The organism is Streptomyces sp. NPDC020917 (genome assembly GCF_044333795.1).
GTDB lineage: Bacteria > Actinomycetota > Actinomycetes > Streptomycetales > Streptomycetaceae > Actinacidiphila.
The window spans coordinates 120,712-145,570 of the sequence record NZ_JBIRRR010000020.1; the positions used below are offsets into that span (position 1 = coordinate 120,712).

Annotated in this window: 22 protein-coding genes; 11 read left to right on the forward strand and 11 right to left on the reverse strand. The window is 73.8% G+C overall.

Annotated elements, in window-relative coordinates:
- Window positions 1-73: 73 nt before the first annotated feature.
- Both ACH4TG_RS32440 and ACH4TG_RS32445 read right to left on the reverse strand, forming a co-directional pair.
- Window positions 74-883 carry a purine-nucleoside phosphorylase gene (locus tag ACH4TG_RS32440; protein ID WP_398246189.1) on the reverse strand — a complete coding sequence of 270 codons (810 nt, stop codon included), beginning with the start codon at window positions 881-883 and terminating at the stop codon, window positions 74-76.
- A 263-nt stretch (window positions 884-1,146) separates the two neighbouring features.
- Complete coding sequence (locus ACH4TG_RS32445) at window positions 1,147-1,584, reverse strand: gamma-glutamylcyclotransferase (RefSeq protein ID WP_398246190.1); 438 nt, start codon at window positions 1,582-1,584, stop codon at window positions 1,147-1,149.
- A 105-nt stretch (window positions 1,585-1,689) separates the two neighbouring features.
- Between ACH4TG_RS32445 and ACH4TG_RS32450 the strand changes: the two genes are divergently transcribed.
- Both ACH4TG_RS32450 and ACH4TG_RS32455 read left to right on the forward strand, forming a co-directional pair.
- Entirely contained in the window at window positions 1,690-3,138 is a 1,449-nt protein-coding gene (locus tag ACH4TG_RS32450; RefSeq protein ID WP_398246191.1) for an NAD(P)H-quinone dehydrogenase, read from the forward strand.
- A 294-nt stretch (window positions 3,139-3,432) separates the two neighbouring features.
- Window positions 3,433-4,377 (forward strand): DeoR/GlpR family DNA-binding transcription regulator, encoded by a 945-nt coding sequence (locus ACH4TG_RS32455; protein WP_398246192.1) that lies wholly within the window; start codon window positions 3,433-3,435, stop codon window positions 4,375-4,377.
- A gap of 36 nt (window positions 4,378-4,413) precedes the next feature.
- Here ACH4TG_RS32455 and ACH4TG_RS32460 read toward each other — a convergent pair whose 3' ends face one another.
- Entirely contained in the window at window positions 4,414-5,037 is a 624-nt protein-coding gene (locus tag ACH4TG_RS32460) for a TetR/AcrR family transcriptional regulator (protein WP_398246193.1), read from the reverse strand.
- Window positions 5,038-5,154: 117 nt separating this feature from the next.
- Here ACH4TG_RS32460 and ACH4TG_RS32465 point away from each other — a divergent pair, with 117 nt between their 5' ends.
- Complete coding sequence (locus ACH4TG_RS32465) at window positions 5,155-6,624, forward strand: MFS transporter (RefSeq protein WP_398246194.1); 1,470 nt, start codon at window positions 5,155-5,157, stop codon at window positions 6,622-6,624.
- 143 nt (window positions 6,625-6,767) lie between these two features.
- On the opposite strand, the gene ACH4TG_RS32470 is transcribed toward ACH4TG_RS32465, so the two are convergent.
- Window positions 6,768-8,531, reverse strand: a complete 1,764-nt coding sequence (locus ACH4TG_RS32470) for an acetyl/propionyl/methylcrotonyl-CoA carboxylase subunit alpha (protein ID WP_398246195.1) — start codon at window positions 8,529-8,531, stop codon at window positions 6,768-6,770.
- A gap of 395 nt (window positions 8,532-8,926) precedes the next feature.
- Here ACH4TG_RS32470 and ACH4TG_RS32475 point away from each other — a divergent pair, with 395 nt between their 5' ends.
- Entirely contained in the window at window positions 8,927-9,412 is a 486-nt protein-coding gene (locus tag ACH4TG_RS32475; RefSeq protein ID WP_398246196.1) for a hypothetical protein, read from the forward strand.
- Between the two features lie 52 nt (window positions 9,413-9,464).
- On the opposite strand, the gene ACH4TG_RS32480 is transcribed toward ACH4TG_RS32475, so the two are convergent.
- The 4 genes from ACH4TG_RS32480 to ACH4TG_RS32495 form a co-directional block, all read right to left on the reverse strand.
- Window positions 9,465-10,076, reverse strand: a complete 612-nt coding sequence (locus tag ACH4TG_RS32480) for a nucleoside triphosphate pyrophosphatase (protein ID WP_398246197.1) — start codon at window positions 10,074-10,076, stop codon at window positions 9,465-9,467.
- Between the two features lie 124 nt (window positions 10,077-10,200).
- Window positions 10,201-10,335 (reverse strand): morphogenic membrane protein MmpB, encoded by a 135-nt coding sequence (gene mmpB / locus ACH4TG_RS32485; RefSeq protein WP_398246198.1) that lies wholly within the window; start codon window positions 10,333-10,335, stop codon window positions 10,201-10,203.
- A 121-nt stretch (window positions 10,336-10,456) separates the two neighbouring features.
- Entirely contained in the window at window positions 10,457-10,663 is a 207-nt protein-coding gene (locus ACH4TG_RS32490; RefSeq protein ID WP_398246199.1) for an acyl-CoA carboxylase subunit epsilon, read from the reverse strand.
- A gap of 81 nt (window positions 10,664-10,744) precedes the next feature.
- Window positions 10,745-12,334, reverse strand: a complete 1,590-nt coding sequence (locus tag ACH4TG_RS32495) for an acyl-CoA carboxylase subunit beta (protein WP_398246200.1) — start codon at window positions 12,332-12,334, stop codon at window positions 10,745-10,747.
- A gap of 145 nt (window positions 12,335-12,479) precedes the next feature.
- Here ACH4TG_RS32495 and ACH4TG_RS32500 point away from each other — a divergent pair, with 145 nt between their 5' ends.
- The 5 genes from ACH4TG_RS32500 (at window position 12,480) to hutH (ending at window position 19,097) form a co-directional block, all read left to right on the forward strand.
- Window positions 12,480-13,340, forward strand: coding sequence for a biotin--[acetyl-CoA-carboxylase] ligase (locus ACH4TG_RS32500; RefSeq protein ID WP_398246201.1), 861 nt, complete (start codon window positions 12,480-12,482; stop codon window positions 13,338-13,340).
- A 119-nt stretch (window positions 13,341-13,459) separates the two neighbouring features.
- A complete protein-coding gene (locus ACH4TG_RS32505; RefSeq protein WP_398246202.1) occupies window positions 13,460-14,611 on the forward strand; it encodes an adenylate/guanylate cyclase domain-containing protein in 1,152 nt (383 codons plus the stop codon).
- A 529-nt stretch (window positions 14,612-15,140) separates the two neighbouring features.
- The gene (locus ACH4TG_RS32510; protein WP_398246203.1) at window positions 15,141-15,941 is read left to right on the forward strand and encodes an enoyl-CoA hydratase/isomerase family protein; all 801 of its coding nucleotides are present in this window, start codon (window positions 15,141-15,143) and stop codon (window positions 15,939-15,941) included.
- A gap of 74 nt (window positions 15,942-16,015) precedes the next feature.
- Complete coding sequence (locus ACH4TG_RS32515; protein ID WP_398246204.1) at window positions 16,016-17,170, forward strand: diguanylate cyclase domain-containing protein; 1,155 nt, start codon at window positions 16,016-16,018, stop codon at window positions 17,168-17,170.
- Window positions 17,171-17,531: 361 nt separating this feature from the next.
- Window positions 17,532-19,097, forward strand: coding sequence for a histidine ammonia-lyase (gene hutH, locus ACH4TG_RS32520; protein WP_398246205.1), 1,566 nt, complete (start codon window positions 17,532-17,534; stop codon window positions 19,095-19,097).
- A 67-nt stretch (window positions 19,098-19,164) separates the two neighbouring features.
- On the opposite strand, the gene ACH4TG_RS32525 is transcribed toward hutH, so the two are convergent.
- On the reverse strand, window positions 19,165-19,446 hold the full coding sequence (locus ACH4TG_RS32525; RefSeq protein WP_398246206.1) for a hypothetical protein: 282 nt from the start codon (window positions 19,444-19,446) through the stop codon (window positions 19,165-19,167).
- Between the two features lie 130 nt (window positions 19,447-19,576).
- On the opposite strand from ACH4TG_RS32525, the gene ACH4TG_RS32530 reads away from it, so the two are divergent.
- Window positions 19,577-20,011, forward strand: coding sequence for a hypothetical protein (locus ACH4TG_RS32530; protein WP_398246207.1), 435 nt, complete (start codon window positions 19,577-19,579; stop codon window positions 20,009-20,011).
- Window positions 20,012-20,214: 203 nt separating this feature from the next.
- Complete coding sequence (locus ACH4TG_RS32535; RefSeq protein ID WP_398246208.1) at window positions 20,215-21,585, forward strand: Ig-like domain-containing protein; 1,371 nt, start codon at window positions 20,215-20,217, stop codon at window positions 21,583-21,585.
- 43 nt (window positions 21,586-21,628) lie between these two features.
- On the opposite strand, the gene ACH4TG_RS32540 is transcribed toward ACH4TG_RS32535, so the two are convergent.
- Window positions 21,629-22,804, reverse strand: a complete 1,176-nt coding sequence (locus ACH4TG_RS32540) for an ROK family protein (protein WP_398246261.1) — start codon at window positions 22,802-22,804, stop codon at window positions 21,629-21,631.
- A 542-nt stretch (window positions 22,805-23,346) separates the two neighbouring features.
- Window positions 23,347-24,777, reverse strand: coding sequence for a xylulokinase (xylB, locus tag ACH4TG_RS32545; RefSeq protein ID WP_398246209.1), 1,431 nt, complete (start codon window positions 24,775-24,777; stop codon window positions 23,347-23,349).
- Window positions 24,778-24,859 lie beyond the last annotated feature (82 nt).

Below are 24,859 nucleotides of genomic sequence, written 5' to 3' on the forward strand. Positions count from 1 at the left end.
GCCCGGGTGGCCCTGCGCCCGGTGTACGGCGCGGGCCGGCGGCCCGGGTCCACGAGTCGGCCGTCGGCGGCCCTTACAAGCGTTCCAGCACCTGGGCGAGCAGCGTCCCCATCCGCACCGCCGACTCGCGTCCGGCCTCCAGGACCTCCTCGTGGTTGAGGGGTTCGCCGGTCATGCCCGCGGCCAGGTTCGTCACCAGGGACAGGCCCAGCACCTCGGCGCCGGCCTCGCGGGCCGCGATCGCCTCCAGGGTGGTGGACATGCCCACCAGATCCCCGCCGATGGCCCGGACCATGCCGATCTCGGCCGGCGTCTCGTAGTGCGGGCCGGGCAGCTGGACGTAGACGCCCTCCTCCAGCGACGGGTCGATCTCCCGGCACAGCGCCCGCAGCCGCGGCGAGTACAGGTCGGTCAGGTCCACGAAGCGGGCGCCGGCGAGGGGGGAGGTGGCCGTCATGTTGATGTGGTCGCTGATCAGCACCGGCTGCCCGGGCCGGTACCCGGGGCGCAGCCCGCCGCAGCCGTTGGTCAGCACGACGGTCTTGCAGCCGGCGGCGACCGCGGTCCGTACTCCGTGCACCACGCTGGCCACGCCGCGGCCCTCGTAGAGGTGGGTGCGGCCGAGGAAGACCAGCGCGCGGACGCCGCCGATCCGCACCGAGCGCAGGGTGCCCGCGTGCCCGGCCACCGCGGGGGCGGGGAAGCCCGGCAGGTCGGTCACCGGGATCTCGGTGTCGGCGGTGCCAAGTCCGTCGGCGGCGGGCACCCAGCCCGAGCCCATGACCAGGGCGACGTCGTGGGTTTCGGCGCCGGTCAGCTCGCGCAGGCGGGCGGCGGCGGCGTCGGCCGCGGCGTAGGGATCGGGGTTCACGGAAGCGTTCACCGCATGAGGGTAACCCGTGATGGCCTACGCGCGTAGACGGCAGTCCCAGACCGGACGTGAAGATCGGATCTTCCGACAATTGACTGAACGGATCGTTCACCCCCGCGGCGGCGGCCGTGTGGGGGACGGATCCCCCGGGCGGCGGGTCGCCGCGACGGCCTCGGCAGGGCCCGCCGGCCCGGCCCCCCCTCAGCGATCAACCGGTCTGCCGGCTCATGCCCCCTCACCGATCAACCGGGCCGCCCGCCCGGCCCCCGCACCGATCAGCAGGGCCGCTTGCGCAGCTCCATCACGTAGTCGTGCGGCGCCCCCGCGGACTCCGCCGCGTCGGCGATCTCGCCCAGGTAGCGGGCCGAGGGCAGCCCGCCCTCGTAGTCGTTGAGGACGTACAGCCAGGCCGGCAGGTCGCCCTCCAGGGTGTGCACCCGCAGCGTGGTCCGCCGGTACATGCCCAGCGGCACGCCCTCCCAGCGGTCCAGCGACTCCTCGTCCACCGGCGCGATGTCGTAGAGCCCCACGAAGACCTGGCCGGCCTCGTCCTCGACGAGCGTGGTCAGGGCCCCCTCCCAGCCCATGAGCTCGCCGCCGAAGGTGAGCCGCCAGCCCATCAGCCAGCCGGTACCGCGCAGCGGGGAGTGCGGTGCCCGGCGCGTCATCAACCGCGCGTCGAGGTTGCTGGCGTAGGCGGCGTAGAGCGACATGGCACGAGAGTACGGGAGCGGCCCGCAGCCGTCCTGGAGCGTCTCCGCACGCTGCGGGGCCGCCGTCGGCGCCCCCGTCGTCGATCCCTTGGCGCGTGCGGGACAATGGGGTACGTGACTCGGATCGTGATCATCGGTGGCGGACCCGGCGGCTACGAGGCTGCGCTCGTGGCGGCGCAGCTCGGCGCGGAGGTGACCGTCGTGGACTGCGACGGCCTGGGCGGAGCGTCGGTGCTGACCGACTGTGTCCCGTCCAAGACCCTCATCGCCACCGCGGAGGTGATGACCACCTTCGACTCGTCGTACGAGGAACTGGGCATCACCGTCGCCGACGACACCCCGCCGCTGGAGAAGGCGGCCCGGGTGGTCGGCGTGGACCTGGGCAAGGTCAACAAGCGCGTGAAGCGGCTGGCCCTCGCGCAGTCCCACGACATCACCGCGTCGGTGACCCGGGCAGGAGCCCGCGTGCTGCGCGGCCGCGGCCGGCTGGAGGGCTGCCAGACCGCCGAGGGCACCCGCACCGTGGTCGTCGAGGCCCCGGACGGCACCACCGAGCGGCTGGCCGCCGACGCGGTGCTGATCGCCACCGGCGGCCGTCCCCGCGAGCTGGAGGACGCGCTGCCCGACGGCGAGCGGATCCTGAACTGGACCCAGGTCTACGACCTGGAGGAGCTGCCGGAAGAGCTGATCGTGGTCGGTTCCGGCGTCACCGGCGCCGAGTTCGCCGGCGCGTACCAGGCGCTGGGCTCCAAGGTCACCCTCGTCTCCTCGCGCGACCGGGTGCTGCCCGGCGAGGACCCCGACGCGGCGGCCGTGCTGGAGGACGTCTTCCGGCGCCGCGGCATGAACGTCATGGCCCGCTCCCGCGCCCAGTCCGTCAAGCGGGTCGGCGACCGGGTCGAGGTCACCCTCGCCGACGGCCGGGTGATCGAGGGCACGCACTGCCTGATGGCGGTCGGCGCGATCCCCAACACCGCGGGCATGGGCCTGGAGGAGGCGGGCGTCAGGCTCACCGAGTCCGGCCACATCAAGACCGACAAGGTGTCGCGGACCAGTGCGCCGGGCGTGTACGCCGCGGGCGACGTGACCGGCGTCTTCGCGCTGGCCTCGGTGGCCGCCATGCAGGGCCGCATCGCGATGTACCACTTCCTGGGCGACGCGGTGGCCCCGCTGAACCTCAAGACGGTCTCCTCCAACGTCTTCACCGACCCGGAGATCGCCACCGTCGGCTACACCCAGGCCGACGTCGACGCCCAGCGGATGGCGGCGAACGTCGTCAAGCTGCCGCTGCTGCGCAACCCGCGGGCGAAGATGCAGGGCATCAGGGACGGCTTCGTGAAGCTGTTCTGCCGGCCCGGCACCGGCATCGTGGTCGGCGGTGTGGTGGTCGCGCCCAAGGCGAGCGAGCTGATCCACCCGATCTCGATCGCGGTCGACAACAGCCTGACGGTGGAGCAGATCGCCAACGCCTTCACCGTCTACCCGTCGCTGTCCGGCTCGGTCGCCGAGGCGGCCCGCCAGCTGCACTCCCGCAAGACCGGCGACGGCAGCTGACGTACTGCCGGCGGCCGTTGACCGGCTCCCGGCCGCAGTCCCCGGCGGCCGCACCGGCACGTCGTCACCGGCCGTCGTCACCTGCCGTCTTTCTGCCGGGAGTTGACGGCGGACCGGCGGCGAGCTGACGCCCCGTCGCCGGCTGAGTGCCGAACATGCCTTCGGGCCATAGCACTTGACGGGGTGTTTGGTCCGAAGATTGCCGTATCTGGTGCATAACGCAGAACTTCCTGGGTCAACGGGGTTACTGTCGGTTTCGTGTTCGCTGCAGAACGTCGTCAGTTGATTCTCGAAATGGTGCGTGCGAACGGGGCCGTGTCGCTGCGTGAGCTCGCCCGTGTCGTCCAGACCTCCGAAGTGACCGTCCGCCGGGACGTGCGTGCACTGGAGGCCGAAGGACTGCTGGACCGCCGGCACGGCGGCGCCGTGCTGCCCGGCGGTTTCACCCGGGAATCCGGCTTCCCGCAGAAATCCCACCTGGCCACCGCGGAGAAGACGGCCATCGCCGATCTCGCGGCCGGGCTCGTGGCCGAGGGCGAGGCGATCGTCGTCGGCGCGGGCACCACCACGCAGGAGCTGGCCCGTCGGCTGGCGCGGGTGCCGGGTCTGACCGTGGTCACCAACTCGCTGCTGGTGGCCCAGGCGCTCGCGCACGCCAACCGCGTCGAGGTGGTGATGACCGGCGGCACCTTGCGCGGCTCCAACTACGGCCTGGTCGGCAGCGGTGCCGAGCAGTCCCTCCAGGGGCTGCGCGTGTCGCGGGCGTTCCTGTCCGGTGCGGGGCTGACCGCCGAACGCGGCCTGTCCACCTCGAACATGCTCTCCGCGAGCGTGGACCGGGCGCTGGTGCAGGCGGCGGCCGAGGTCGTGGTGCTCGCCGACCACACCAAGCTCGGCGCCGACACCATGTTCCAGACGGTGCCGACGGACCTGATCACCCATCTGGTGACCGACGAGCCGCCGGTGGGCGACGAGCGGGCCGGCACCGAACTGCAGGCGCTCGCCGACCGCGGCGTCCAGGTCGCGGTCGCGCAGACCCCGGTGGGTGCGGAGGTGCTGGCCGCCGGCCGGCAGCGCCGCGACGCCCGGGACGCTCGCGATGCCCGGGAGGCGCGCGATGCCCGCGATGCCCGCGAGGGCAGGGAGGCCCCGCTGCCCGGGCCGCGCCGCCCGCAGCGGCTGCACCCGGCCGGCGACCCGTCGGCCACACCGCGGCTGGCGGACGTCCGCCGCCGCTGACCCGGCCCCGGTCTCAGTCCCGGTCCCGGCGCCTGCCTACTTCGCGGCAGGCGCCGGGGCGCCCGCGGGCTCGTCCTGCGTGCCGCCGGTCGCGGGCCGCTGCGGCGCGCCCTGTCCGGGGTGGGTCCGCATGCCGTCGATCACCAGTGCCATTAGGCGGCCGAAGACGCCGCGGTCCTCCGGGTCCTTCTCCGCCGCCAGCACGATCGCCGAGGTCAGCTTCAGCAGGTCGGCGATCTGCAGGTCCGGCTTGACGTCGCCCGCCTGCTGGGCCCGCCACAGCAGCATCCCGCCCGCGTCGCGCAGCCGCGTCTTGCAGGCGGGCATCCGCGAGTCGGAGGCCTCCATGATGGCCGCGGACAGGCCGCGGTACATCGTGGAGTGCACCGCGACGGCGCGCAGCCAGGCGATGAGCGCCTCGGTCGGGTCGTCCTCGGAGGCGACTAGCTGCCGCGCCTCCTCGGCGATCTTCTCGACCTCCTGCTCGAAGACCGCGTTCATCAGCGCGTAGCGGTCGGGGAAGTGCCGGTAGAGGGTGCCCACACCCACGCCCGCGTGCCGGGCGATGTCCTCCAGCGGGACCTCGGTCCCGTGCACGATGAACGCCTGCTTGGCCTCGTGCAGCAGGCGGTCGTAGTTGCGCTGCGCGTCTGCCCGCATGTGCTCATGCCTCCTGAAGTGGTCTTCCCCAAAAGCGATTGTAGAACCGGAGGTGGTCTCCGTATAGTTAACGGAGGCGACCTCCGCTTCTCCTCTCCGCTGGAGGGTTTACTCACCATGTCCTCGCACAGTGTGCGCGATCTGTCCGGCACTGCTTCCGGCACTGCTGGTACTGCTTCTACCACCGCCTCCGGCCGGCCGTCCCCCGCCCGCAGGCACCCGTATCTGGCCCTCGCCGCGATCGTCGGAGCCCAGCTGATGCTGCTGCTCGACGCGACCGTGGTGAACGTGGCCCTCCCGGGCATCGGCGTCCACCTCGGCTTCTCGTCGACCGGCATGTCCTGGGTGCTCAACGTCTACACGCTCGCCTTCGGCGGCCTGCTGCTGCTCGGCAGCCGGATCGGCGACCTGATCGGCCGCCGGACCGCCCTGGTCTGGGGCGTGGCCGCGTTCACCCTGGCCTCGATCGCCGGCGGCGTCGCCAACGACGCCACCACCCTGCTCGTGGCCCGCGGGCTGCAGGGCGCCGCCGCGGCCCTGGCCGCGCCCAGCACCCTGGCCCTGATCGCCACGTCCTTCAGTGAGGGCACCGAGCGCAACCGCGCGCTCAGCGTCTTCTCGGCGATCTCCGGTGCCGGCTCGGCCATCGGCCTCACCGTCGGCGGCATGCTGACCGACTGGGGCTCCTGGCGCTGGGTGTTCTTCATCAACATCCCGGTCGGCTTGGCGATCATGCTGCTGGCCCCCCGCTACATCAAGGAGACCGAACGCCACCGCGGCGGCCGGTTCGACATCGCCGGCGCGATCACCGGCACCGCCGGCATGGCGACCCTGGTGTACGCGTTCATCCGGGTCGGCGAGAGCAGCTGGGGCGACCACCGCGCGCTGACCTTCTTCGCCGTCGCCGTCGCGCTGCTGCTCGCGTTCTTCCTCAACGAGGTCCGCGTGGAGCGCCCGCTCGTGGTGCTGCGGCTGTTCCGCAACCGCAACCGGGCCCTGGCGTACGGGGTGATGCTGCTGGTGCCGGCCGGCATGTTCGGGGTGTTCTACTTCAGCACCCAGTACATGCAGTCCTACCTGCACTTCAGCCCGCTGAGGACCGGCTTCGCCTTCCTGCCGCTGGCCGGGCCGCTGTTCGTCGCGGCGCGCCTGGCGCCCCGCGCGCTCGCCCGGTTCGGCGCCAAGTGGGTGGCGGCCTTCGGCGGCGCGCTGAACCTCGCCGGCACCCTGTGGATCAGCCGGCTGAGCGCGTCCGACGGCTACGCCCAGGGCATCCTGCCCTCGCTCGTCCTGATCGGCGTCGGCGTCGGCTTCACCATGATGCCGCTGAACACCTTCATCCTGGCGGGCGTCGAGCCCAAGGACGCCGGCTCCGCGTCCGGGCTGCTGCAGACCATGCAGCAGGTCGGCGGCAGCCTCGGCCTGTCCGTCCTGGTCACCGTGTTCGGCACGGCCTCGCGGCACGCCCACGGCCAGCCGTTCGTGCACGGCGCGACCGCCGCGTTCAGCATGGCCGCGGTCTTCACCGGCGCGGCGACGCTGCTCGTCCTGACCCTCAGGCAGCCCGCGAGGACCGCGGTGCGCTGACCGCCCCGCGTCCCCTCCGCCGTACGTCCGCTCCGGTGTACGGCACACGTCCTGCCCGACGTACGAACGCCGGCCGGCTGGTGCTCCACCAGCGCGACCGGCGCCTCGTACGTTCCGGGGACCCGCGGCCCCCGGAACTCAGGTCAGTCCTTGATCTCGCAGATGATCGCGCCCGAGGAGATCGACGAGCCGACCTCGGCCTTGAGGCCGATGACGGTGCCGGAGCGGTGCGCGTTCAGCGGCTGCTCCATCTTCATCGCCTCCAGGACCACGATCAGGTCGCCCTCGGTGACCTGCTGGTTCTCCTCGACCGCGACCTTGACGATGGTGCCCTGCATCGGCGAGGCGAGCGCGTCGCCGGACACCGCGGCCGCCGCCTTGGTGGCCTGCCGCCGCTTGGGCTTGGCGCCCGCGGCCAGGCCGGTGCGGGCCAGCGTCATGCCCAGCGACGCCGGCAGCGACACCTCCAGGCGCTTGCCGCCGACCTCCACCACGACCGTCTCGCGGCCCGGGGCCTCCTCGTCGTCACCAGGGGCGCCGGCGAACGGCGGGATGGTGTTGACGAACTCGGTCTCGATCCACCGGGTGTGGACGGTGAACGGCCCGGAGTCCTTCGGCGGGGCGAACGCCGGGTCGACCACCACCGCGCGGTGGAACGGGATGGCGGTCGCCATGCCCTCGACCTCGAACTCCGCCAGCGCGCGGGCCGCGCGCTGCAGCGCCTGCTCGCGGGTGGCGCCGGTGATGACCAGCTTGGCCAGCAGCGAGTCCCACGCGGGGCCGATGACGCTGCCGGACTCCACGCCGGCGTCCAGCCGCACCCCAGGGCCGGACGGCGCGTCGAACCTCGTCACCGTGCCGGGGGCCGGCAGGAAGTTGCGGCCCGGGTCCTCGCCGTTGATCCGGAACTCGAACGAGTGGCCGCGCAGCTTCGGGTCGTCGTAGCCGAGCTCCTCGCCGTCGGCGATCCGGAACATCTCGCGGACCAGGTCGATGCCGGAGACCTCCTCGGTCACCGGGTGCTCGACCTGAAGGCGGGTGTTGACCTCGAGGAACGAGATCGTGCCGTCCTGGCCGACCAGGAACTCGCAGGTGCCCGCACCCTCGTAGCCGGCCTCCTTGAGGATGGCCTTCGAGGCGGTGTACAGCTGCTTGTTCTGGTCCTCGCTCAGGTAGGGCGCGGGGGCCTCCTCCACCAGCTTCTGGTGGCGGCGCTGGAGCGAGCAGTCACGCGTGGAGACGACGACCACGTTGCCGTGCTTGTCGGCCAGGCACTGGGTCTCCACGTGCCGCGGGCGGTCGAGGTAGCGCTCGACGAAGCACTCGCCGCGGCCGAAGGCGGCGACCGCCTCGCGGACCGCCGACTCGTACAGCTCGGGCACCTCCTCCAGCGTGCGGGCGACCTTCAGGCCGCGCCCGCCGCCGCCGAACGCGGCCTTGATCGCGATCGGCAGGCCGTGCTCCTCGGCGAAGGCCACGACCTCGTCGGCGCCGGACACCGGGTCGGGGGTGCCGGCCACCAGCGGGGCGCCGGCGCGCTGGGCGATGTGACGGGCCGCCACCTTGTCGCCCAGGTCGCGGATCGCCTGCGGCGGCGGCCCGATCCAGGTCAGGCCGGCGTCCAGCACGGCCTGCGCGAACTCGGCGTTCTCCGACAGGAAGCCGTAGCCCGGGTGGACGGCGTCCGCCCCGGACTCGGCGGCCGCTGCCAGGACTTTGGCGATGTCCAGATAACTGGTGGCCGGTGTGTCGCCGCCCAGCGCGTATGCCTCGTCGGCCGCGCGCACGTGCAGCGCGTCCCGATCCGGGTCAGCGTAGACGGCTACGCTGGCGATCCCGGCATCCCGGCAGGCACGGGCGACGCGTACTGCGATTTCACCGCGGTTGGCGATGAGCACCTTGCGCACGATGGCTCCCTCCTTGAAACAAGCCGAGTTTAGGTACTGGCCACACTTCATGCCGAGGCACCCCTGCACGTGAGGTTGCCCACACGGAGGGTGATCCATGGGCCTGGAGAACCCGTGAATGCCTGCTCAATCCACGGTACGGCCAGGCTTGGGAGGTTGTCTGCGACTCCCGGGCGTGGCCCCGAACTCGTGCGGCGGGCCTGGGCCGATCTGACGGTCTTTTGTGGGAACCCCACGAAGACACGGCGGAAACTTTGCGCCCTGCCGTTCCCGAACGAGTGGTTCCGCAGGACCCCTTGCCCCCCTCGCATACCCGTGAGTAGCCTGCCAGCGCGGAGTACCGCTGGTAACGGCCCGGACGGCCGCAGCGGCATCGGCCGAAGGGGGACGACAGCGTGCGCAGAGGGATAGCCACCTGCACGGCGGTGGTGCTGGTGCTCGAAGGGCTCGGCATCGCCTTCCTCAACTGGCTGCTCGGCCTGATCGTGCAGAAGCAGAAGATGACCATGGGCGGGCTGTCGCACGACTCCATGGCCGTCGGATCGTGGGTGGCCGGCGGGGTGTTCGGGCTCTTCCTGATCGGCTGCGCCGCCATCGCGCTGCGGATCGCGCTGCGCGACCGGATGGCCGGCCGGTTCGGCCGCATCGTGCTCATCGTGTGCGCGGTGGTGCACGGCGTCGTCGGCGCGGTCGTCGTCGGCCTCGTCGGCTGGGTCGCCTTCGTGGCGATGATGGTGATCCTCGGGCTGCTGGTGGGCACGCTGCTGCTGTACGCGCCCGAGGACGAGCCCGGGGCCGGGCAGGCCAGGGGCGCCTCCGGCGGCGAGCGCGGGACGCCGCCCGCCGGTCCCGGCGAGCAGGCCCCGCCGGCCACCGCCTGAAGCGGCGCCGCGCGCCCTTCCTCAGCGGGTCAGCGGCTCCGCGGGACCGGAGTCACGTCCACAGGTCGGTGATGCGCACGCCCAGGTCCGCCAGCAGGGAGCGCAGCAGCGGCAGCGACAGCCCGATGACGTTCCCCGCGTCGCCGTCGATGCCGTCCACGAACGGCGCGGACCGCCCGTCCAGGGTGAACGCCCCTGCCACGTACAGCGGTTCGCCGCTCGCCACGTAGGCGGCGATCTCCTCGTCGTCGGGCGAGCCGAAGCGCACCGTGGTGGACGCGGTCGCCGAGACCTGCCGTCCGCTCGACGTGTCGATCACGCAGTGCCCGGTCTGCAGCACGCCGTGCCGCCCGCGCATCTGCCGCCAGCGGTCGGTCGCTTCGGCCGCGTCCGCCGGCTTGCCCAGCGCCCGGCCGTCGAGTTCGAGCACCGAGTCGCAGCCGACGACCAGCTCGCCGCCGTCCAGCAGCCCGCCGCCGGCCACCGCGCCGGCCTTCGCCTCGGCGAGCACGCGGGCGAGTTCGGCCGGTGTCGGCGCGGAGATCACCTCCTCGTCGACCCCGGAGACGATCACCCGGGGATCGAATCCGGCCTGCTTGAGCAGGCCGAGGCGGGCGGGGGAGGCGGAGGCGAGAACGAGCGTGCGGCGAGGGGTCGCGGTCATGCGGCCATCGTAGGGACCCGGCGGCCGCCCGGGAGGGGGACCCTCGCCCCGGCCCGGAACAGGGCGCGGGCGAACAGCGCCCGCCGCCCCGTGCGCTGGGCCGCCGGGCGCGCCGCGCGCGAGGTCACGCGCGCCAGGCGCTGAACGCCATCACCACCGCTGCGGCCAGCGCCACGAGCAGCATCGCCCGGCGCAGCATCGCCTGCACCCGGCGCATCTCTTCGGGAGGCTCGTCGTGCGGATCGTCCGACCACAGCATGATCCAAGGGTTGCGCTCCCACCGCCCGTGCGCCTGAGTACGGGTACTCAGAAGTTCCCCTCGACCGCACCCGTCGCTCACGCACCAACCGCCTCCGGGCGCCCCGGAGGACGCCCGGAGGTCAGGCCGGCCAGACCGACGTGCGCCACGCGCCCGGGCCCGGCGCCGGCACCCGGCGCGGCAGGTTCCGCCCCGGGTCGGCCCACACCGCCCGGCGGGACGGGCCGTCGGCGGCGGGCTCCGCCGCCGCGGCCCGCGCCTGGACGAGGGCCACGACGGCCGCGAGCTCCTCCGGGGTCGGCTTGCCCCGCTCCACCTTGATCACCACGGGAACGCTCCTCTCCGGCTCTGCTGTCCGTCTCCGTGCCTCGCGCGGGAACCCGCGCCCCGACCCGCCCCACCCCGCGCCCTACAGCGGGATGTTGCCGTGCTTCTTCGGCGGCAGGCTCTCCCGCTTGTTGCGCAGCGTCCGCAGCGCCTTCACCAGCTGCGCCCGGGTCTGCGACGGCGGGATGACCGCGTCCACGTAGCCGCGCTCCGCCGCGATGTACGGGTTCAGCAGGGTGTCCTCGTAGTCCGTGATCAGCTGCTGGCGCAGCTCCTCGGCGGCCTCGGGCGTCTCCGCCTCGGCGAGGGTGCGGCGGTGCAGGATGTTGACCGCGCCCTGCGCGCCCATCACCGCGATCTGGGCCGTCGGCCAGGCCAGGTTGAGGTCCGCGCCCAGGTGCTTGGAGCCCATCACGTCGTACGCGCCGCCGTACGCCTTGCGCGTGATGATCGTGATCAGCGGCACGGTGGCCTCGGCGTAGGCGTAGATCAGCTTGGCGCCGCGGCGGATGATGCCGTCCCACTCCTGGCTGGTGCCGGGCAGGAACCCGGGGACGTCGACGAAGGTGACCACCGGGACGTTGAAGCTGTCGCAGGTGCGGACGAAACGCGCCGCCTTCTCCGAGGCGTTGATGTCCAGGCAGCCGGCGAACTGCAGCGGCTGGTTGGCGACGACGCCCACCGGCCGGCCCTCGATCCGCCCGAACCCGGTGATGATGTTCGGCGCGAACAGCGACTGCGTCTCCAGGAACTCCCCGTCGTCCAGGACGTGTTCGACGACCTTGTGCATGTCGTACGGCTGGTTCGCCGAGTCCGGGATCAGCGTGTCGAGTTCGAGGTCCTCGGCACCGACGGCCAGGTCGGCCTCGGCCGGGTACGACGGCGGCTCCTCCAGGTTGTTGCTCGGCAGGTAGGACAGCAGCGCCTTGACGTACTCGAACGCGTCCTTCTCGTCGCCCGACAGGTGATGGGCGTTGCCCGACATGGTGTTGTGGGTGCGGGCGCCGCCCAGCTCCTCCATGCCGACGTCCTCACCGGTCACCGTCTTGATGACGTCGGGACCGGTGATGAACATGTGCGAGGTCTGGTCGACCATCACCACGAAGTCGGTGATCGCCGGGGAGTACACCGCGCCGCCCGCGCACGGGCCGGTGATCAGGCTGATCTGCGGGATCACGCCGGAGGCATGGGTGTTGCGGCGGAAGATCTCGCCGTACATGCCCAGCGAGGTGACGCCCTCCTGGATGCGGGCGCCGCCCGAGTCGTTGATGCCGATGACCGGGCAGCCGGTCTTCAGCGCGAAGTCCATGACCTTGACGATCTTCTCGCCGAAGACCTCGCCGAGCGCGCCGCCGAAGACCGTGAAGTCCTGCGAGAACACCGCGACCGGGCGGCCGTCGACGGTGCCGTAGCCGGTCACCACGCCGTCCCCGTAGGGGCGGTTGGCCTCCAGGCCGAAGTTGGTGGAGCGGTGCCGGGCGAACTCGTCCAGCTCGGTGAACGAGCCCTCGTCCAGAAGGAGTTCGACCCGCTCACGGGCGGTCAGCTTGCCCTTCGCGTGCTGCTTCTCCACCGCGCGCTGGGACCCCGCGTGCGTCGCCGCCTCGATACGGCGGTGCAGGTCGGCGAGCTTCCCCGCAGTCGTGTGGATGTCGTACTCAGGGTCGGCCATGGGGACGGCTCTCCTGCTCTCGGCGCTGTGACGGCTCGATTGTTTAACTGGCGAGTAACGCTGTGTTCCGTAGCGTAGTGGCGACGCTGGGGTACCGGCACTGCGGCGTTCACCACACTCCGGTACCCGCTCGTAGGGTGGTGGTATGACCTCAAGCCCCTGGTCGGACCTCGACCGCCCGCCGCTCAACGCCGCCGCGCTCCGCCGGGCGGTGGTCGGTCCTGACGGGGTGTGGAGTGCCCTCGACGTCGTCCGCGCCACCGGCTCCACCAACGCCGATCTGACGGCGAAAGCCCAGCAGGGAGCACCCGAGGGCGCGGTGCTGGTCGCCGAGGAGCAGACCGCGGGACGCGGCCGGCTGGACCGTGCCTGGAGCGCCCCCGCCCGGTCCGGCCTGTTCTTCTCGGTACTGCTCCGACCGGGTGAAGCCGGCGGCGGCCACCCGCCGGTGCCGGCGCACCGCTGGGGCTGGCTGCCGCTGCTGGCCGGCGTCGCCACCGCCACCGCACTGTCCCGCACCGCCGGGGTGGACACGGCACTCAAGTGGCCCAACGACCTGCTGGTCACCACCGGCGGCGAGGAGCGCAAGACCGGCGGCATCCTCGCCGAGCGGGCCGGCGAGACCGGCGTCGTCCTCGGCATCGGCGTCAACGTCTCGCTGCGGGCCGGCGAACTACCGGTGCCCACCGCCTCCTCGCTGGCCCTGGCCGGCGCCGCGGTCACCGACCGGGACCCGCTGCTGCGGGCCGTCCTGCGCTCCCTCGCCGACTGGTACACCGCCTGGCGCGCGGCCGGCGGCGACCCGAGCGCCTGCCGCCTCGACCAGACCTACGCGGCCGGCTGCGCCACCCTGGGTCGCCAGGTGCGCGCCGAACTGCCCGGCGGCCGCGAGCTGGCCGGCACCGCGGTCGCGGTCGACGGCGACGGCCGGCTGGTGATCGCCGGTCCCGACGGGGAGCAGCCGGTCGGCGCGGGCGACATCGTCCACCTCCGGCCGTCCCGGTGAGCCGGCCCGTCCCGACGAGAGTGAGCTAGGGCACACCTGCCGTATCGTTGAGGGGCTGCGTCGTCTCGATGATCGGAAGGGCTGTGCGCAGGGATTCTTCAGGGGCCGGGCGGTAACCCATGGACCAGGCCCAGCCGGACGAGCCGTTCCTCCCGGATCCGGGCACCGCACCGGAACCGCACGGCGCCGACCCCGCCGACGAGCAGGCCGGCGACGAGGGTGCGGAGCCCGACTCCGGCACGGTCGCGGAGGGCGGCGAGCACCCGCTCGCCCTGCGGCTCGAACAGCTCATCCTCGGCGCGCCCCGCCGCTACACGCCCTTCCAGGCCGCCCGCACGGCCGGCGTCTCCATGGACCTGGCGTCCCGCTTCTGGCGGGCCATGGGCTTCGCCGACATCGGCCAGGCCAAGGCCCTCACCGAGGCGGACGTGCTGGCGCTGCGGCGGCTCGCCGGTCTGGTCGAGGCGGGCCTGCTGAGCGAGTCGATGGCGATCCAGGTGGCCCGCTCCACCGGGCAGACCACCGCCCGGCTGGCCGACTGGCAGACCGACTCCTTCCTGGAGGGCCTCACCGAGCCCCCCGAGCCCGGCATGACCCGCGCCGAGGTGGCCTACCCGCTGGTGGAGCTGCTCCTGCCCGAGCTGGAGGAGTTCCTGATCTACGTGTGGCGCCGCCAGGTCGCCGCGGCCACCAGCAGGGTCGTCCAGTCCGACGACGAGGAGGCGGTGGACCGCAGGCTGGCCGTCGGCTTCGCCGACCTGGTCGGCTTCACCCGGCTCACCCGCCGCCTGGAGGAGGAGGAACTCGGCGAGCTGGTCGAGGCGTTCGAGACCACCGCGGCGGACCAGGTCGCCGCGTACGGCGGGCGGCTGATCAAGACCCTCGGGGACGAGGTGCTGTTCGTCGCCGACGACCCCGGCACCGCCGCGGAGATCGGCATGCGGCTGATCGAGACGATGACCGGCGACGAGACGATGCCGGCCCTGCGGGTCGGCATGGCGTTCGGCACGGTGACCACCCGGATGGGTGACGTCTTCGGGACGACGGTGAACCTGGCGTCCCGGCTCACCTCGATAGCGCCGCGGGACGCCGTCCTCGTCGACGGCGACTTCGCCGAGGCGCTCGGCGAGGCGGGCGAGGCGCCCATCTCCGAGGCCGAGGTGGACGCCGACTCCGCGGAGAAGTATCGCTTCGCTCTGCAGCCGATGTGGCGGCGGCCGGTCCGTGGCCTCGGCGTGGTGGAGCCCTGGCTCCTCTCCCGCCGCGACTAGGACCTGTCTGACCAATAGCGCCGTCCGCCCGGAGGGCGGGGCCCGCGGGACCTGGTGCGTGCGATCGCAAGGCGGAGGGAGGAGAGCGCAGCGGGCTGCGCCGACGACTGACAACGCAGCGAGCGTGCGTGCCAGGCGCCGCGGGACAGGCGGGATTTGTCAGACAGGCCCTAGCTAGCCCCCCTCGCGGGCTGCGGTTCGCCCTGCGCGGGCCGCGTTCGCCTTTCCGGGCTCGGCCCTGTCCGCCTTCCCCTTGCGGTGTGCGGCCCCCCATGGCCCACCTGACGGGCGGGCCTACCTCCTCAGCCCGCCCAGCCACGACGGTGGCGCGCTGTCCGCACGGCGGGGTCCACCCCTGCGGGGCTCGTCCTGCCCCGCGGGGGCAGCGTCGCCGTCGCAAGGCCCGGAGATGGGCTGGGCGCGCCCCGCCGTGCGAAAGCGGACGAGGGCAAGGGGGCGCAGGGCGCCAGGAGGGCGTGGCAGGATGGGGCGGGAAGTTTACGGGCGTTAACCAGAGACGAGGGCGAGGATGAGCGACGAACAGCGGTTCGGCGACGTCGTGGTGGTCCGGCGGCACGCCGCCCGCGTGGCGGAACTCGTCCTGGACCGGCCGAAGGCCATGAACGCCGTGTCCAGCGCGATGGCCGCGGCCCTCGCCGACGCCTGCGCGACCCTCGCCGCGGACCCAGCGGTCAGCGTCACCGTGCTGACCTCGTCGCACGACCGTGCGTTCTGCGTCGGCGCCGACCTCAAGGAGCGCAACTCCCTGACGGACGCCAAGCTGGTGCGCCAGCGCCCGCACGCCCGCGCCGCGTACACCGGCGTGCTCGACCTGCCGATGCCCACCCTCGCCGCCGTCCACGGCTACGCCCTCGGCGGCGGCTTCGAACTCGCCCTCGCCTGCGACCTGATCGTCGCGGACGGCACCGCGGTCGTCGGCCTCCCCGAGGTGTCGGTCGGCGTCATCCCGGGCGGCGGCGGCACCCAGCTGCTGCCGCGCCGCGTCGGCGCCGCCCGCGCCGCGGAGCTGGTCTTCACCGCCCGCCGCGTCGCCGCCGAGGAGGCGGCCCGGCTCGGCCTGGTGGACCAGCTGGTGCCCGACGGCGAGGACCGCGCCGCCGCCCTGGAACTGGCCGACCGGATCGCCGCCAACTCCCCGGTGGGCCTGCGGGCCGCCAAGCGCGCGCTGCGGCTCGGCCACGGCCTGGACCTGCGGTCCGGCCTGGAGGTCGAGGACGCCGCCTGGCGTTCTGTCGCCTTCTCCGGCGACCGGGCGGAGGGCGTCGCCGCCTTCAACGAGAAGCGCGCGCCGCGCTGGCCTGGGGAGTAGCCGTCAGGTCCGTTCGGCCCAGCCGCCGCGTCGCCACGCGCCCATACCGGGTCAAACGTCCCTAGCCTGGACGGATGGTTGACGATTCGGCCGATGTGCGGCTGCGGGCCGTCGTCGAGCTCGCGCAGGTCCTGGCGACCGCCCACACGCCCAGGGCCGCGGTGCGCGCCGCCGCGCGCCGGGCGCGGCTGGCCATGGACGGCTCCTTCACGGCGATCTCCGCGTGGGAGCGCGAGACCGGCCGGCTGCGGGTGCTGGTCAACGACGGCGACCTGGCGCCGGGCGAGGACCCGGAGCCGGCGGACGAGTCGTACTCGGTGCACGACTTCCCGGAGATCGCCGAGTTCCTGCACGGCACCTGGGCGGCCGGTGGCGAGCCGCACGCCTGGGTGGAGACCGCGGACGACACCGGCGCGGAGCCCGGCGGCAGCAGTTGGGGCCGGACGGCGGCGCTGCGGCGGCGCGGGCGCGGCAGTTGCGTGGTCGCGCCGATCGTCGTGCACGGGCGGGCCTGGGGCGAGCTGTACGTGGCCCGCGGCCTCGGCGAGCCCGCCTTCGGCCGCGCCGACGCGGACTTCGCGACGGTGCTGGCCGCGCTCATCGCCTCCGGGATCGCGCAGACCGAGCGGCTGGCCGAGGTGCAGCGGCTGGCCTTCACCGATCCGCTGACCGGGCTCGGCAACCGCCGCGCGGTCGACGTCAAGCTCGACGAGGCGCTGGAGCGGCACCGGGCCGACGGCACGGTGGTCAGCCTGGTGGTGTGCGACCTCAACGGCCTCAAGACGGTCAACGACCGGCTGGGCCACGCGGTCGGCGACCGCCTGCTGGAACGATTCGGCTCGCTGCTGTCGCTGTGCGGGGCGATGCTGCCCGGGAGCCTGGCGGCCCGGCTCGGCGGTGACGAGTTCTGCATCGTGGCGGTCGGGGTGGAACCCGAGGAGGTGATCGCCGCGGCCGGCGAGCTGTGCCGGCGGGCCGCGGAGCTGGAGGTCGGCGAGGGGGTGGCCTGCGGGGTCGCCTCCACCGGCGAGGCGATCGGGCCGGTGCGGTCGGCGCGGCGGCTCTTCCGGCTTGCGGATGCGGCGCAGTACCGGGCGAAGGCGTTGCGGGCGGAGCATCCTGTTGTGGCCGGGCAGGAGGGGCCCGACGATCCCGTCGTCAGGCTCGCGGATTCGCCGCCTGCGCATCCGGCTTCTGAGCGGCGCTCCCTGCGAGGCCGCCACCTCTGACCCGGCCCACGGGCTGCGTCCACCCTGCGGGCTGCGGTGCGCCGCATGCGGGCTGCCTTGAGCATTTTCAGGGCTCGGCCCTGTCCGGCTCCACCTGACGGTGCAGGTCAACCATCAGGGGCGCGGGGTCCCCCAGTGCTGCGCCTGGGAGGTGCCCCCAGCGCGCGCAACCCGCCACCGGCCGGTGGTCCGGGACGGACCGATCTGCCCCTTCGGGGCGGTGACGACCTGCGGCCCGCAGATGGGCTGGTCGCGGAGTTCCCCGCGCCCCTGGGGGCTCGGGTAGTCCGGGGAGGGGGGCCGGCCCGGGGAGGGCGACCGGGCGTGACAGGAAGCGATTCAGTGCTTAGGGTGCGTGAATATGGATATGCAGAACGTGGTGGTGGGCGCCACGGGCGCCACCGCGGAGGACGTCCTCGCCGTCGCCCGGCACGACGCCACCGTCGAGCTGGCCCCGTCCGCCCTGGACGGCCTCGCCGATTCCCGCGCCGTGATCGAGGCCCTCGCGGCCAGGCCCGAACCGGTGTACGGCGTGTCCACCGGCTTCGGCGCGCTCGCCGTGCGCCACATCAGCCCCGAACTGCGCGCCCAGCTCCAGCGCAGCCTGGTCCGCTCGCACGCGGCCGGTATGGGCCCGCGCGTGGAGCGCGAGGTCGTGCGCGCGCTGATGTTCCTGCGGCTGAAGACCCTCGCCTCGGGGCGGACCGGCGTCCGTCCGGTCGTCGCGCAGACGATGGCCGCGATCCTGAACGCCGGCATCACCCCGGTCGTCCACGAGTACGGCTCGCTCGGCTGCTCGGGCGACCTCGCGCCGCTGGCCCACTGCGCCCAGGTGCTGATGGGCGAGGGCGAGGCCGAGGGCCCCGACGGGACCGTCCGCCCGGCCGCCGACCTCCTCGCCGAGCACGGCATCGAGCCGGTCGAGCTGCGCGAGAAGGAGGGCCTGGCCCTCATCAACGGCACCGACGGCATGCTCGGCATGCTGCTGATGGCCTGCGCCGACCTGGCCGCGCTGTTCACCGCGGCCGACATCACCGCGGCCCTCACCCTGGAGGCGCTGCTCGGCACCGACAAGGTGCTCGCGCCCGAACTGCACGCCATCCGCCCGCACCCCGGCCAGGCGGCCAGCGCCGACAACATGCTGCGGGTGCTGGCCGGCTCGGGGCTGACGGGCCATCACCAGGACGACGCCCCGCGGGTCCAGGACGCCTACTCGGTGCGCTGCGCGCCCCAGGTCGCCGGCGCCGGCCGCGACACCCTGGCGCACGCGCTGCTGGTCGCCGACCGCGAACTCGCCGCGGCCGTCGACAACCCCGTGGTGCTGATCGACGGCGACGGCGGCGGCCGGGTGGAGTCCAACGGCAACTTCCACGGCGCCCCGGTGGCGTACGTCCTGGACTTCCTGGCGATCGCCGCGGCCGACCTGGCGTCCATCGCCGAGCGCCGCACCGACCGCCTGCTGGACAAGAACCGCTCGCACGGCCTGCCGCCGTTCCTGGCCGACGACCCGGGCGTCGACTCGGGGCTGATGATCGCCCAGTACACGCAGGCCGCCCTGGTCAGCGAGATGAAGCGGCTCGCGGTGCCGGCCTCGGTCGACTCGATCCCGTCCTCGGCGATGCAGGAGGACCACGTCTCGATGGGCTGGTCGGCGGCCCGCAAGCTGCGCACGGCGGTGGACGACCTGGCGCGCGTCATCGCCGTCGAGATGTTCGCGGCCACCCGCGCGCTGGAGATCAGGACCGTGGGCACCGAGCTGCGCCTGGCGCCCGCGTCCGCCGCGGTCCTGGCGGCGGTGCGGGAAGCGGGTGTGCACGGCCCCGGCCGTGACCGCTTCCTGGCGCCGGACCTGGAGAGCGCCTGCGTGTTCGTCCGTGGCGGCGGGCTCGTCCGCGCCGCCGAGACGGTCACCGGCCCGCTGGCCTAGGCCGCGGCCGGCGGGCAGCGCCGTCCGGGCGCGCGTCAGCCGCGTACCGCCTCTCTCTGACGACCCGTCAGAGAGAGGCGCGCGAGCGGCGGCCGGCGTTCACCACGAGGCCGGCGCCGACGACGAGGAAGGCCGCGCCGCCGACGAGGTACGGCTTGGTGTCCACCGCTCCCGTGTCGGCGAGCCCGAGTTGCGGGGCGGCCTGCGACATGGTGGTGGCCCGGTCGGCCGTCGCGGCGGTCCGGGCGGTCGTGGAGTGGTGCGGGCTCGCCGAAGCGGACGGCACGAAGTACAGGGCGGCGAGCACGGACGCTGCCGCTGCGGCCACATAGGGGCGGGGCGAGGTCAAAGGATCTCCCTGGGGATACCTCCCGGGCGCCAACCCGGGGGGAGGGTGCGGTGACTTGACCGTGGGGGCGATCGTAGTGACTTGGTGTGGCTCGTGGGAAGCCGCGCTCCGTCCGCTTACCCTCCGTGTCATGAGCGCTACTGACTTTCCCCGCGGTGACACCGGCCCCCACTACGTACGCCTGCAGGCAGAACTCGTGCTGGAGGTGACGGCCGCCGACGACCTGCGCGCGTCCGCGCTCTCCCGGATCGCGGCCGACACGTTCATGCCGCAGCAGGAACGCGACCACGCGCAGTCGGCGGTCGGTCACGACGAGTCCGAGGCGCTGGCGTACCTCGTCGACCCCAGCGAGCTGGTCGCCGACGTCCCCGGCATCGAGCTGGTCCAGGCGTCGTGGTCGTGCGCGCACACCGAGTACGACCCGGCGGAGGACGACGACTGGGGGATGGACGAGGACGACGAGGCGGACGACGAAGAGGACGACGAAGACGAAGAAGACGAGGACGAGGACGAGGACGAGGACGGGGCGGCCGCGGGCGGCTCCGGGGGTGCGCGGCGCCGCTGACGGACGGGCCCGGCCCCTCTGAGCTGCGCGGACGCGGGGCGGGAGGGATCGGGGCAGGTGCGTGTGTGCAGCGTGTGAAAGGACACAATTTCCGGCAGATCGGCACGTAACGGTCCGGTCACCTGTTTCCATGCATAAGGACGAAGCAGTCGAAGCAGCCCTCGGCTCGTCGAAAGCCCAGTCGAAGCCCATTGGAGACACGAGTGACGCACGACTCCGGAAACGCCCCTGCTCAGCGCCCTGCCCGCAAGTCCGCCGTCCGCCGCCGCGCCCTCGCGGCCGCCGCGGTGCTCGCCGGAGGCGGTATCGCGCTGACGGCGTGCGGCGGGCACGGCGGGTCGGCCAAGGCCGCCGCGACCGTCTCCTCGTCGCCCAGCGCCTCCAGCGCGGCGTCGTCCTCTCCGTCGGCGTCCCCGTCCGGCTCGGCCTCCGCGAACACCCAGCTGCGTGAGGACGCGAACGCCGCGAAGAACGTGTCCGCGGCGAAGATCACCATCACGCCGAAGAGCGGCAGCACCGGCAACAAGCTGAACAGCGCCAAGGTCACCGTCGCCGGCGGCACCCTCACGCACGTCACCATGACGGTCAAGGCCACCGGTGCCGTCGTGCCGGGCTCGATATCCTCCGACGGCAAGACCTGGACGCCGAAGGCGTCGCTCAGCCGCGCCACCCAGTACCACATATCGGCGCAGGCCACCGACCCGCAGGGCCGCGCCGCGGCGGCGGACACCACGTTCGCGACCACCACGGCCACCAGCACCTTCGTCGGCTACTTCACGCCCGAGGACGGCTCCACCGTCGGCGTGGGCATGCCGGTCTCGATCAACTTCGACAAGGCCGTCGACAGCACGTACCGGGCCGCGGTGCAGAAGGGCATCACCGTGACGTCCAGCAGTGGCCAGACCGTGGTCGGCCACTGGTTCAACTCCAAGCGCCTCGACCTGCGGCCGCAGAACTACTGGCAGGCCGGCTCGCACGTCTCGCTGACCCTGAACCTCGCCGGCGTCAAGGCCGAGCCGGGCGTCTACGGCGTCCAGCACAAGACCGTCAGCTTCGACGTCGGCCGCTCGCAGGTGTCCACCGTCGACACCAAGACCCACATGATGACCGTGGTCCGCGACGGCCAGGTGATCAACACCCTGCCGATCTCCGCGGGCGCCGACGGCCACACCACGTACGACGGCCAGATGGTCATCTCCGAGAAGGACCAGACGACCCGGATGAACGGCGCCACCGTCGGCTTCACCGACAGCGACGGCAAGGGCGAGTACGACATCCCCGACGTCCCGCACGCCATGCGGCTGAGCAACTCCGGGACGTTCATCCACGGCAACTACTGGGGCGACAAGTCCATCTTCGGCACGGTCAACACCAGCCACGGCTGCATCGGCCTGAGCGACACCAAGGGCGGCAAGGACCCGAACACCCCGGCCGCGTGGTTCTACAACAACTCGCTGGTCGGTGACGTCGTCATCGTGAAGAACTCGCCGGACAAGACGATCCAGCCGTCCAACGGCCTCAACGGCTGGAACATGAGCTGGGCGCAGTGGGTGGCGGGCTCCGCCCTCCACTGACCCGCGGCTGCCCGCCCAGGGCGTTCCCGCCGAGCGCGTCCCGTCAGGACCGGCCCCCACCAGGGCCGGTCCTGACCGGGTTCGCGGACCGTTCCGCCCCGGCGATGATCCAGGCGGCCGGGTCGTCCAGGACGGCCCGTACCGAGCTGTAGGCCGCGCCGCGCAGCACCCCGTCGCGCCCCAGGCGCGAGGTGACCACGTCCTGCGGGCGCCACTGGCGGTCCGTGACCCGGTCCGCCAGCTCCCGCCGCACCCCCGGCAGCAGCCACGGCGCGAGCTCGGCGAGCGGGCCGCCGACCACCACGGCCTGCGGGTCCAGCAGGTTCACCGCGCCGCTGAGCGCGATGCCCAGCGCCGCGCCGGCCTCCGCCAGCGCGGCCAGCGCCGCCGGGTCGCCCGTGGCGGCGGCCGCGCCCAGCGCCGGGCCGCGGCCCGCGGTCACGCCCGCGGCGCGCAGCAGCGCCTCCTCGCCCGCGAACGTCTCCAGGCACCCGTGCGCGCCGCACGAGCACAGCGGGCCGTCCGGCCGCACCGGCACGTGGCCCAGCTCGCCGGCGAAGCCGCGGGCGCCACGGAACAGCCGGCCCTCGACCACCACGGCCGCACCGATGCCGATCTCGGCGGAGACGTGCACGAAGTCCGCGAGGCGGTCGTGGCCGCCGAACCACAGCTCGGCCAGGGCGCCGAGGTTGGCCTCGTTCTCCACGACCGTGTCCGGGCCGAGCGCCGCGGCGACGTCCGCCTGCTCCCAGCCGAGGTTGGGTGCGCGCAGCACGGTCCGGCGGTCGCGGCCGACCAGGCCGGGGACGGCGACCGTCGTGCCGACCGGGCGCAGCCTCATCGCGGCGGCCTGCCCGGTGACGTTCGCGGCCAGCACGGCGAGGTCGGCGAGGACGGCCTCGGCGGGGCGGCCGCGGTTGGCCGCCGGGGCCTCGGCGCGGCAGCGGACCGCGCCGCGCAGGTCCACCACGCAGGCCGCGAGGTGGTCGACGCCGACCTCGGCGCCGAGGCCCGCGGGGCCGGTGTCGGCCAGCGCCAGGACGGTGCCGGGGCGGCCGACCGTGCCGGGGCGCTGCGCGCCGAGCTCTTTCAGGAGGCCGGCCGCGAGGAGCTCGTCGACCAGGGTCGAGACGGTTGCCCTGGTCAGGCCGACGGCTGCGGCCACCGTGGCGCGGGTGTTCTGCTCGCCCGCGGCGAGGGCCTGGGTGACCAGGGCCATGTTCCGGCGCCGCAGTTCGGCCTGCGGCCCGCTCCCCTTGCCGTTTCCCACGGCGCCTCCTTCTCTCGTCCCTCAGTATCCGCATCCCTTCTCCCGCTCCTCCGGGCCGCCCCCTTCCCCACCTTCACCCCGCGGTGTGGGCTCGCCCTCGGGGCCGGCTCCGGGCCTGCTTCACCTTGCGGTGTGGGGCAACCCATAAGGGGCGCGGGGAACTGCGCGACCAGCCCACCACCGGCCGGTGGTCCGGGACGGACCGAACTGCCCCTTCGGGGCGGTGGCGACCCGCGGCGCCGCGCGGGCTGAGCGCGCAGTTCCCCGCGCCCCTGCGGGGCAGGTGCTTGCCCGGCGGGGCTTCGTTGCCGTCGGGCGGCTCGTGCGTGGTTGGGCGCGCAGTTCCCCGCGCCCCTGCGGGGCAGGTGCTTGCCTAGCGGGGGAGCGTCGCCGGCGTGCGGCTCGTTCCCCGCGCCCCTGGGGGGCAGGTGCTTGCCCGGCGGGGGAGCGTCGCCGGCGTGCGGCTCGTTCCCCGCGCCCCTGAGGGGGCGCTAGGCGAGGGGGAGGGCGGCCGCGAGGCGGGCGAGAGCGTCGTCGTCGCGGGGGAGCGCGGCGTGGACGGGCCCGTCCGCCGTCCCCCAGCGGGAGGCGATCGCCGCCGCCGACTCCCCGGTGAGGAGGGACGCGGCCTGCACGGCCGCGCCGAGAGCGACCAGCTCCGCCGCCCGCGGCACCTGCACGTCCCGCCCGGACAGCCGCCGCACCGTCCGCAGCCACGCGGCGCCGCGCGCCCCGCCGCCGATCAGGAGCAGCGGCTCCGCCGACCCCGCGGCCTCGGCCCCGTCCACGGCGAGCACCTGGTCCAGCGCACCCAGCAGCGCGTACACCGCGCCGTCGTACGCCCCCTGAAGCACCTGGCCGGCCGTCGTCTCGTGGCGCAGCCCGGTCAGCAGGCCGGACGCGTACGGCAGGTTCGGCGTCCGCTCGCCGTCGAGGAACGGCAGGAACGCCACCGAGCCGCCCGGCTCGACGTCCTCGCGGTCGCGGCCGAGCAGCGCGGCCACCTTGTCCACCGCCAGCGTGCAGTTGAGCGTGCATGCCAGCGGCAGCCAGCCGCCGTCGGCCGCGGCGAACCCGGCCACGATGCCCGTCGGGTCCGCGGGCCGCTGCCGGGACACCGAGTAGACCGTGCCGGACGTGCCCAGGCTGAGCACCGCCCGCCCGGGCGTGAGCCCGAGTCCCAGCGCGGCCGCCGCGTTGTCGCCGGTGCCGGCGCCGACCAGCGCGCCGGCCCGTACGGGAAGCCCGTCGCGCACCTCGCCGGCCTGCTGCCCGGGCCCGAGCACGGCCGGCAGCAGCGCCGGGTCGAGCCCGACGCCGGCCAGCAGCTCGTGGTCGTACTCCTCGCGGTCCGAGGCCCACCAGCCGGTGCCGGACACGTCGCCGCGGTCGGTGACGGCCGCGCCCGACAGGCGCTCGGTCAGGAAGTCGTGGGGGAGCCGCACCGCCGCGGCCGCGGCCGCCGCCTCCGGCTCGTTCTCGCGCAGCCACTCCCACTTGGCGACGGTGAAGCTCGCGCCGGGCACCGAGCCGAACCGTTCCGCCCACCACTGGGCGCCGTGCCGCTCGACCAGCGCGGCGGCCTGCGGCGCCGACCGGGTGTCGTTCCACAGCAGGGCGGGCCGCAGCGGCGTGCCCGCGCCGTCCAGCACCACGAGCCCGTGCTGCTGCCCGCCGACGGCGACCGCCTCGGCGCGCGCGGCGTACTCGCCGATCTGCCCGAGCGCGCTCAGCAGGGCCTGCCACCACACCTCGGGGTCGGTCTCCCGCCCCGCGCCGGTGCTCACGGTGTGCGGCGCCTGCCCGCGCGCCAGGACCTCGCCGGTGCCGGCGTCGACCGCCAGCACCTTCGTGGACTGCGTCGAGCTGTCCACGCCCAGTACGACCCGCCCGCCCGGGCCGCCCGTCCCCTGTGCCGCCATGTGACCGATCCCTTCGCAAATGCCCTGTGGCGGAAGCCGGCGCCGTGCCCACTTCCCATCCTCGGCCTCGCATACTAATTTG

What these genes read in the sequence shown, in the direction of transcription:
- ACH4TG_RS32445 (WP_398246190.1), bottom strand. Translation starts at nt 1,584, where the DNA reads ATGTCGCTCTACGCCGCCTACGCCAGCAACCTCGACGCGCGGTTGATG.
- ACH4TG_RS32450 (WP_398246191.1), top strand. Translation starts at nt 1,690, where the DNA reads ATGGGGTACGTGACTCGGATCGTGATCATCGGTGGCGGACCCGGCGGC.
- ACH4TG_RS32455 (WP_398246192.1), top strand. Translation starts at nt 3,433, where the DNA reads ATGGTGCGTGCGAACGGGGCCGTGTCGCTGCGTGAGCTCGCCCGTGTC.
- ACH4TG_RS32460 (WP_398246193.1), bottom strand. Translation starts at nt 5,037, where the DNA reads ATGCGGGCAGACGCGCAGCGCAACTACGACCGCCTGCTGCACGAGGCC.
- ACH4TG_RS32465 (WP_398246194.1), top strand. Translation starts at nt 5,155, where the DNA reads ATGTCCTCGCACAGTGTGCGCGATCTGTCCGGCACTGCTTCCGGCACT.
- ACH4TG_RS32480 (WP_398246197.1), bottom strand. Translation starts at nt 10,076, where the DNA reads ATGACCGCGACCCCTCGCCGCACGCTCGTTCTCGCCTCCGCCTCCCCC.
- mmpB (WP_398246198.1), bottom strand. Translation starts at nt 10,335, where the DNA reads ATGCTGTGGTCGGACGATCCGCACGACGAGCCTCCCGAAGAGATGCGC.
- ACH4TG_RS32495 (WP_398246200.1), bottom strand. Translation starts at nt 12,334, where the DNA reads ATGGCCGACCCTGAGTACGACATCCACACGACTGCGGGGAAGCTCGCC.
- ACH4TG_RS32500 (WP_398246201.1), top strand. Translation starts at nt 12,480, where the DNA reads ATGACCTCAAGCCCCTGGTCGGACCTCGACCGCCCGCCGCTCAACGCC.
- ACH4TG_RS32505 (WP_398246202.1), top strand. Translation starts at nt 13,460, where the DNA reads ATGGACCAGGCCCAGCCGGACGAGCCGTTCCTCCCGGATCCGGGCACC.
- ACH4TG_RS32510 (WP_398246203.1), top strand. Translation starts at nt 15,141, where the DNA reads ATGAGCGACGAACAGCGGTTCGGCGACGTCGTGGTGGTCCGGCGGCAC.
- ACH4TG_RS32515 (WP_398246204.1), top strand. Translation starts at nt 16,016, where the DNA reads ATGGTTGACGATTCGGCCGATGTGCGGCTGCGGGCCGTCGTCGAGCTC.
- hutH (WP_398246205.1), top strand. Translation starts at nt 17,532, where the DNA reads ATGGATATGCAGAACGTGGTGGTGGGCGCCACGGGCGCCACCGCGGAG.
- ACH4TG_RS32530 (WP_398246207.1), top strand. Translation starts at nt 19,577, where the DNA reads ATGAGCGCTACTGACTTTCCCCGCGGTGACACCGGCCCCCACTACGTA.
- ACH4TG_RS32540 (WP_398246261.1), bottom strand. Translation starts at nt 22,804, where the DNA reads ATGGCCCTGGTCACCCAGGCCCTCGCCGCGGGCGAGCAGAACACCCGC.
- xylB (WP_398246209.1), bottom strand. Translation starts at nt 24,777, where the DNA reads ATGGCGGCACAGGGGACGGGCGGCCCGGGCGGGCGGGTCGTACTGGGC.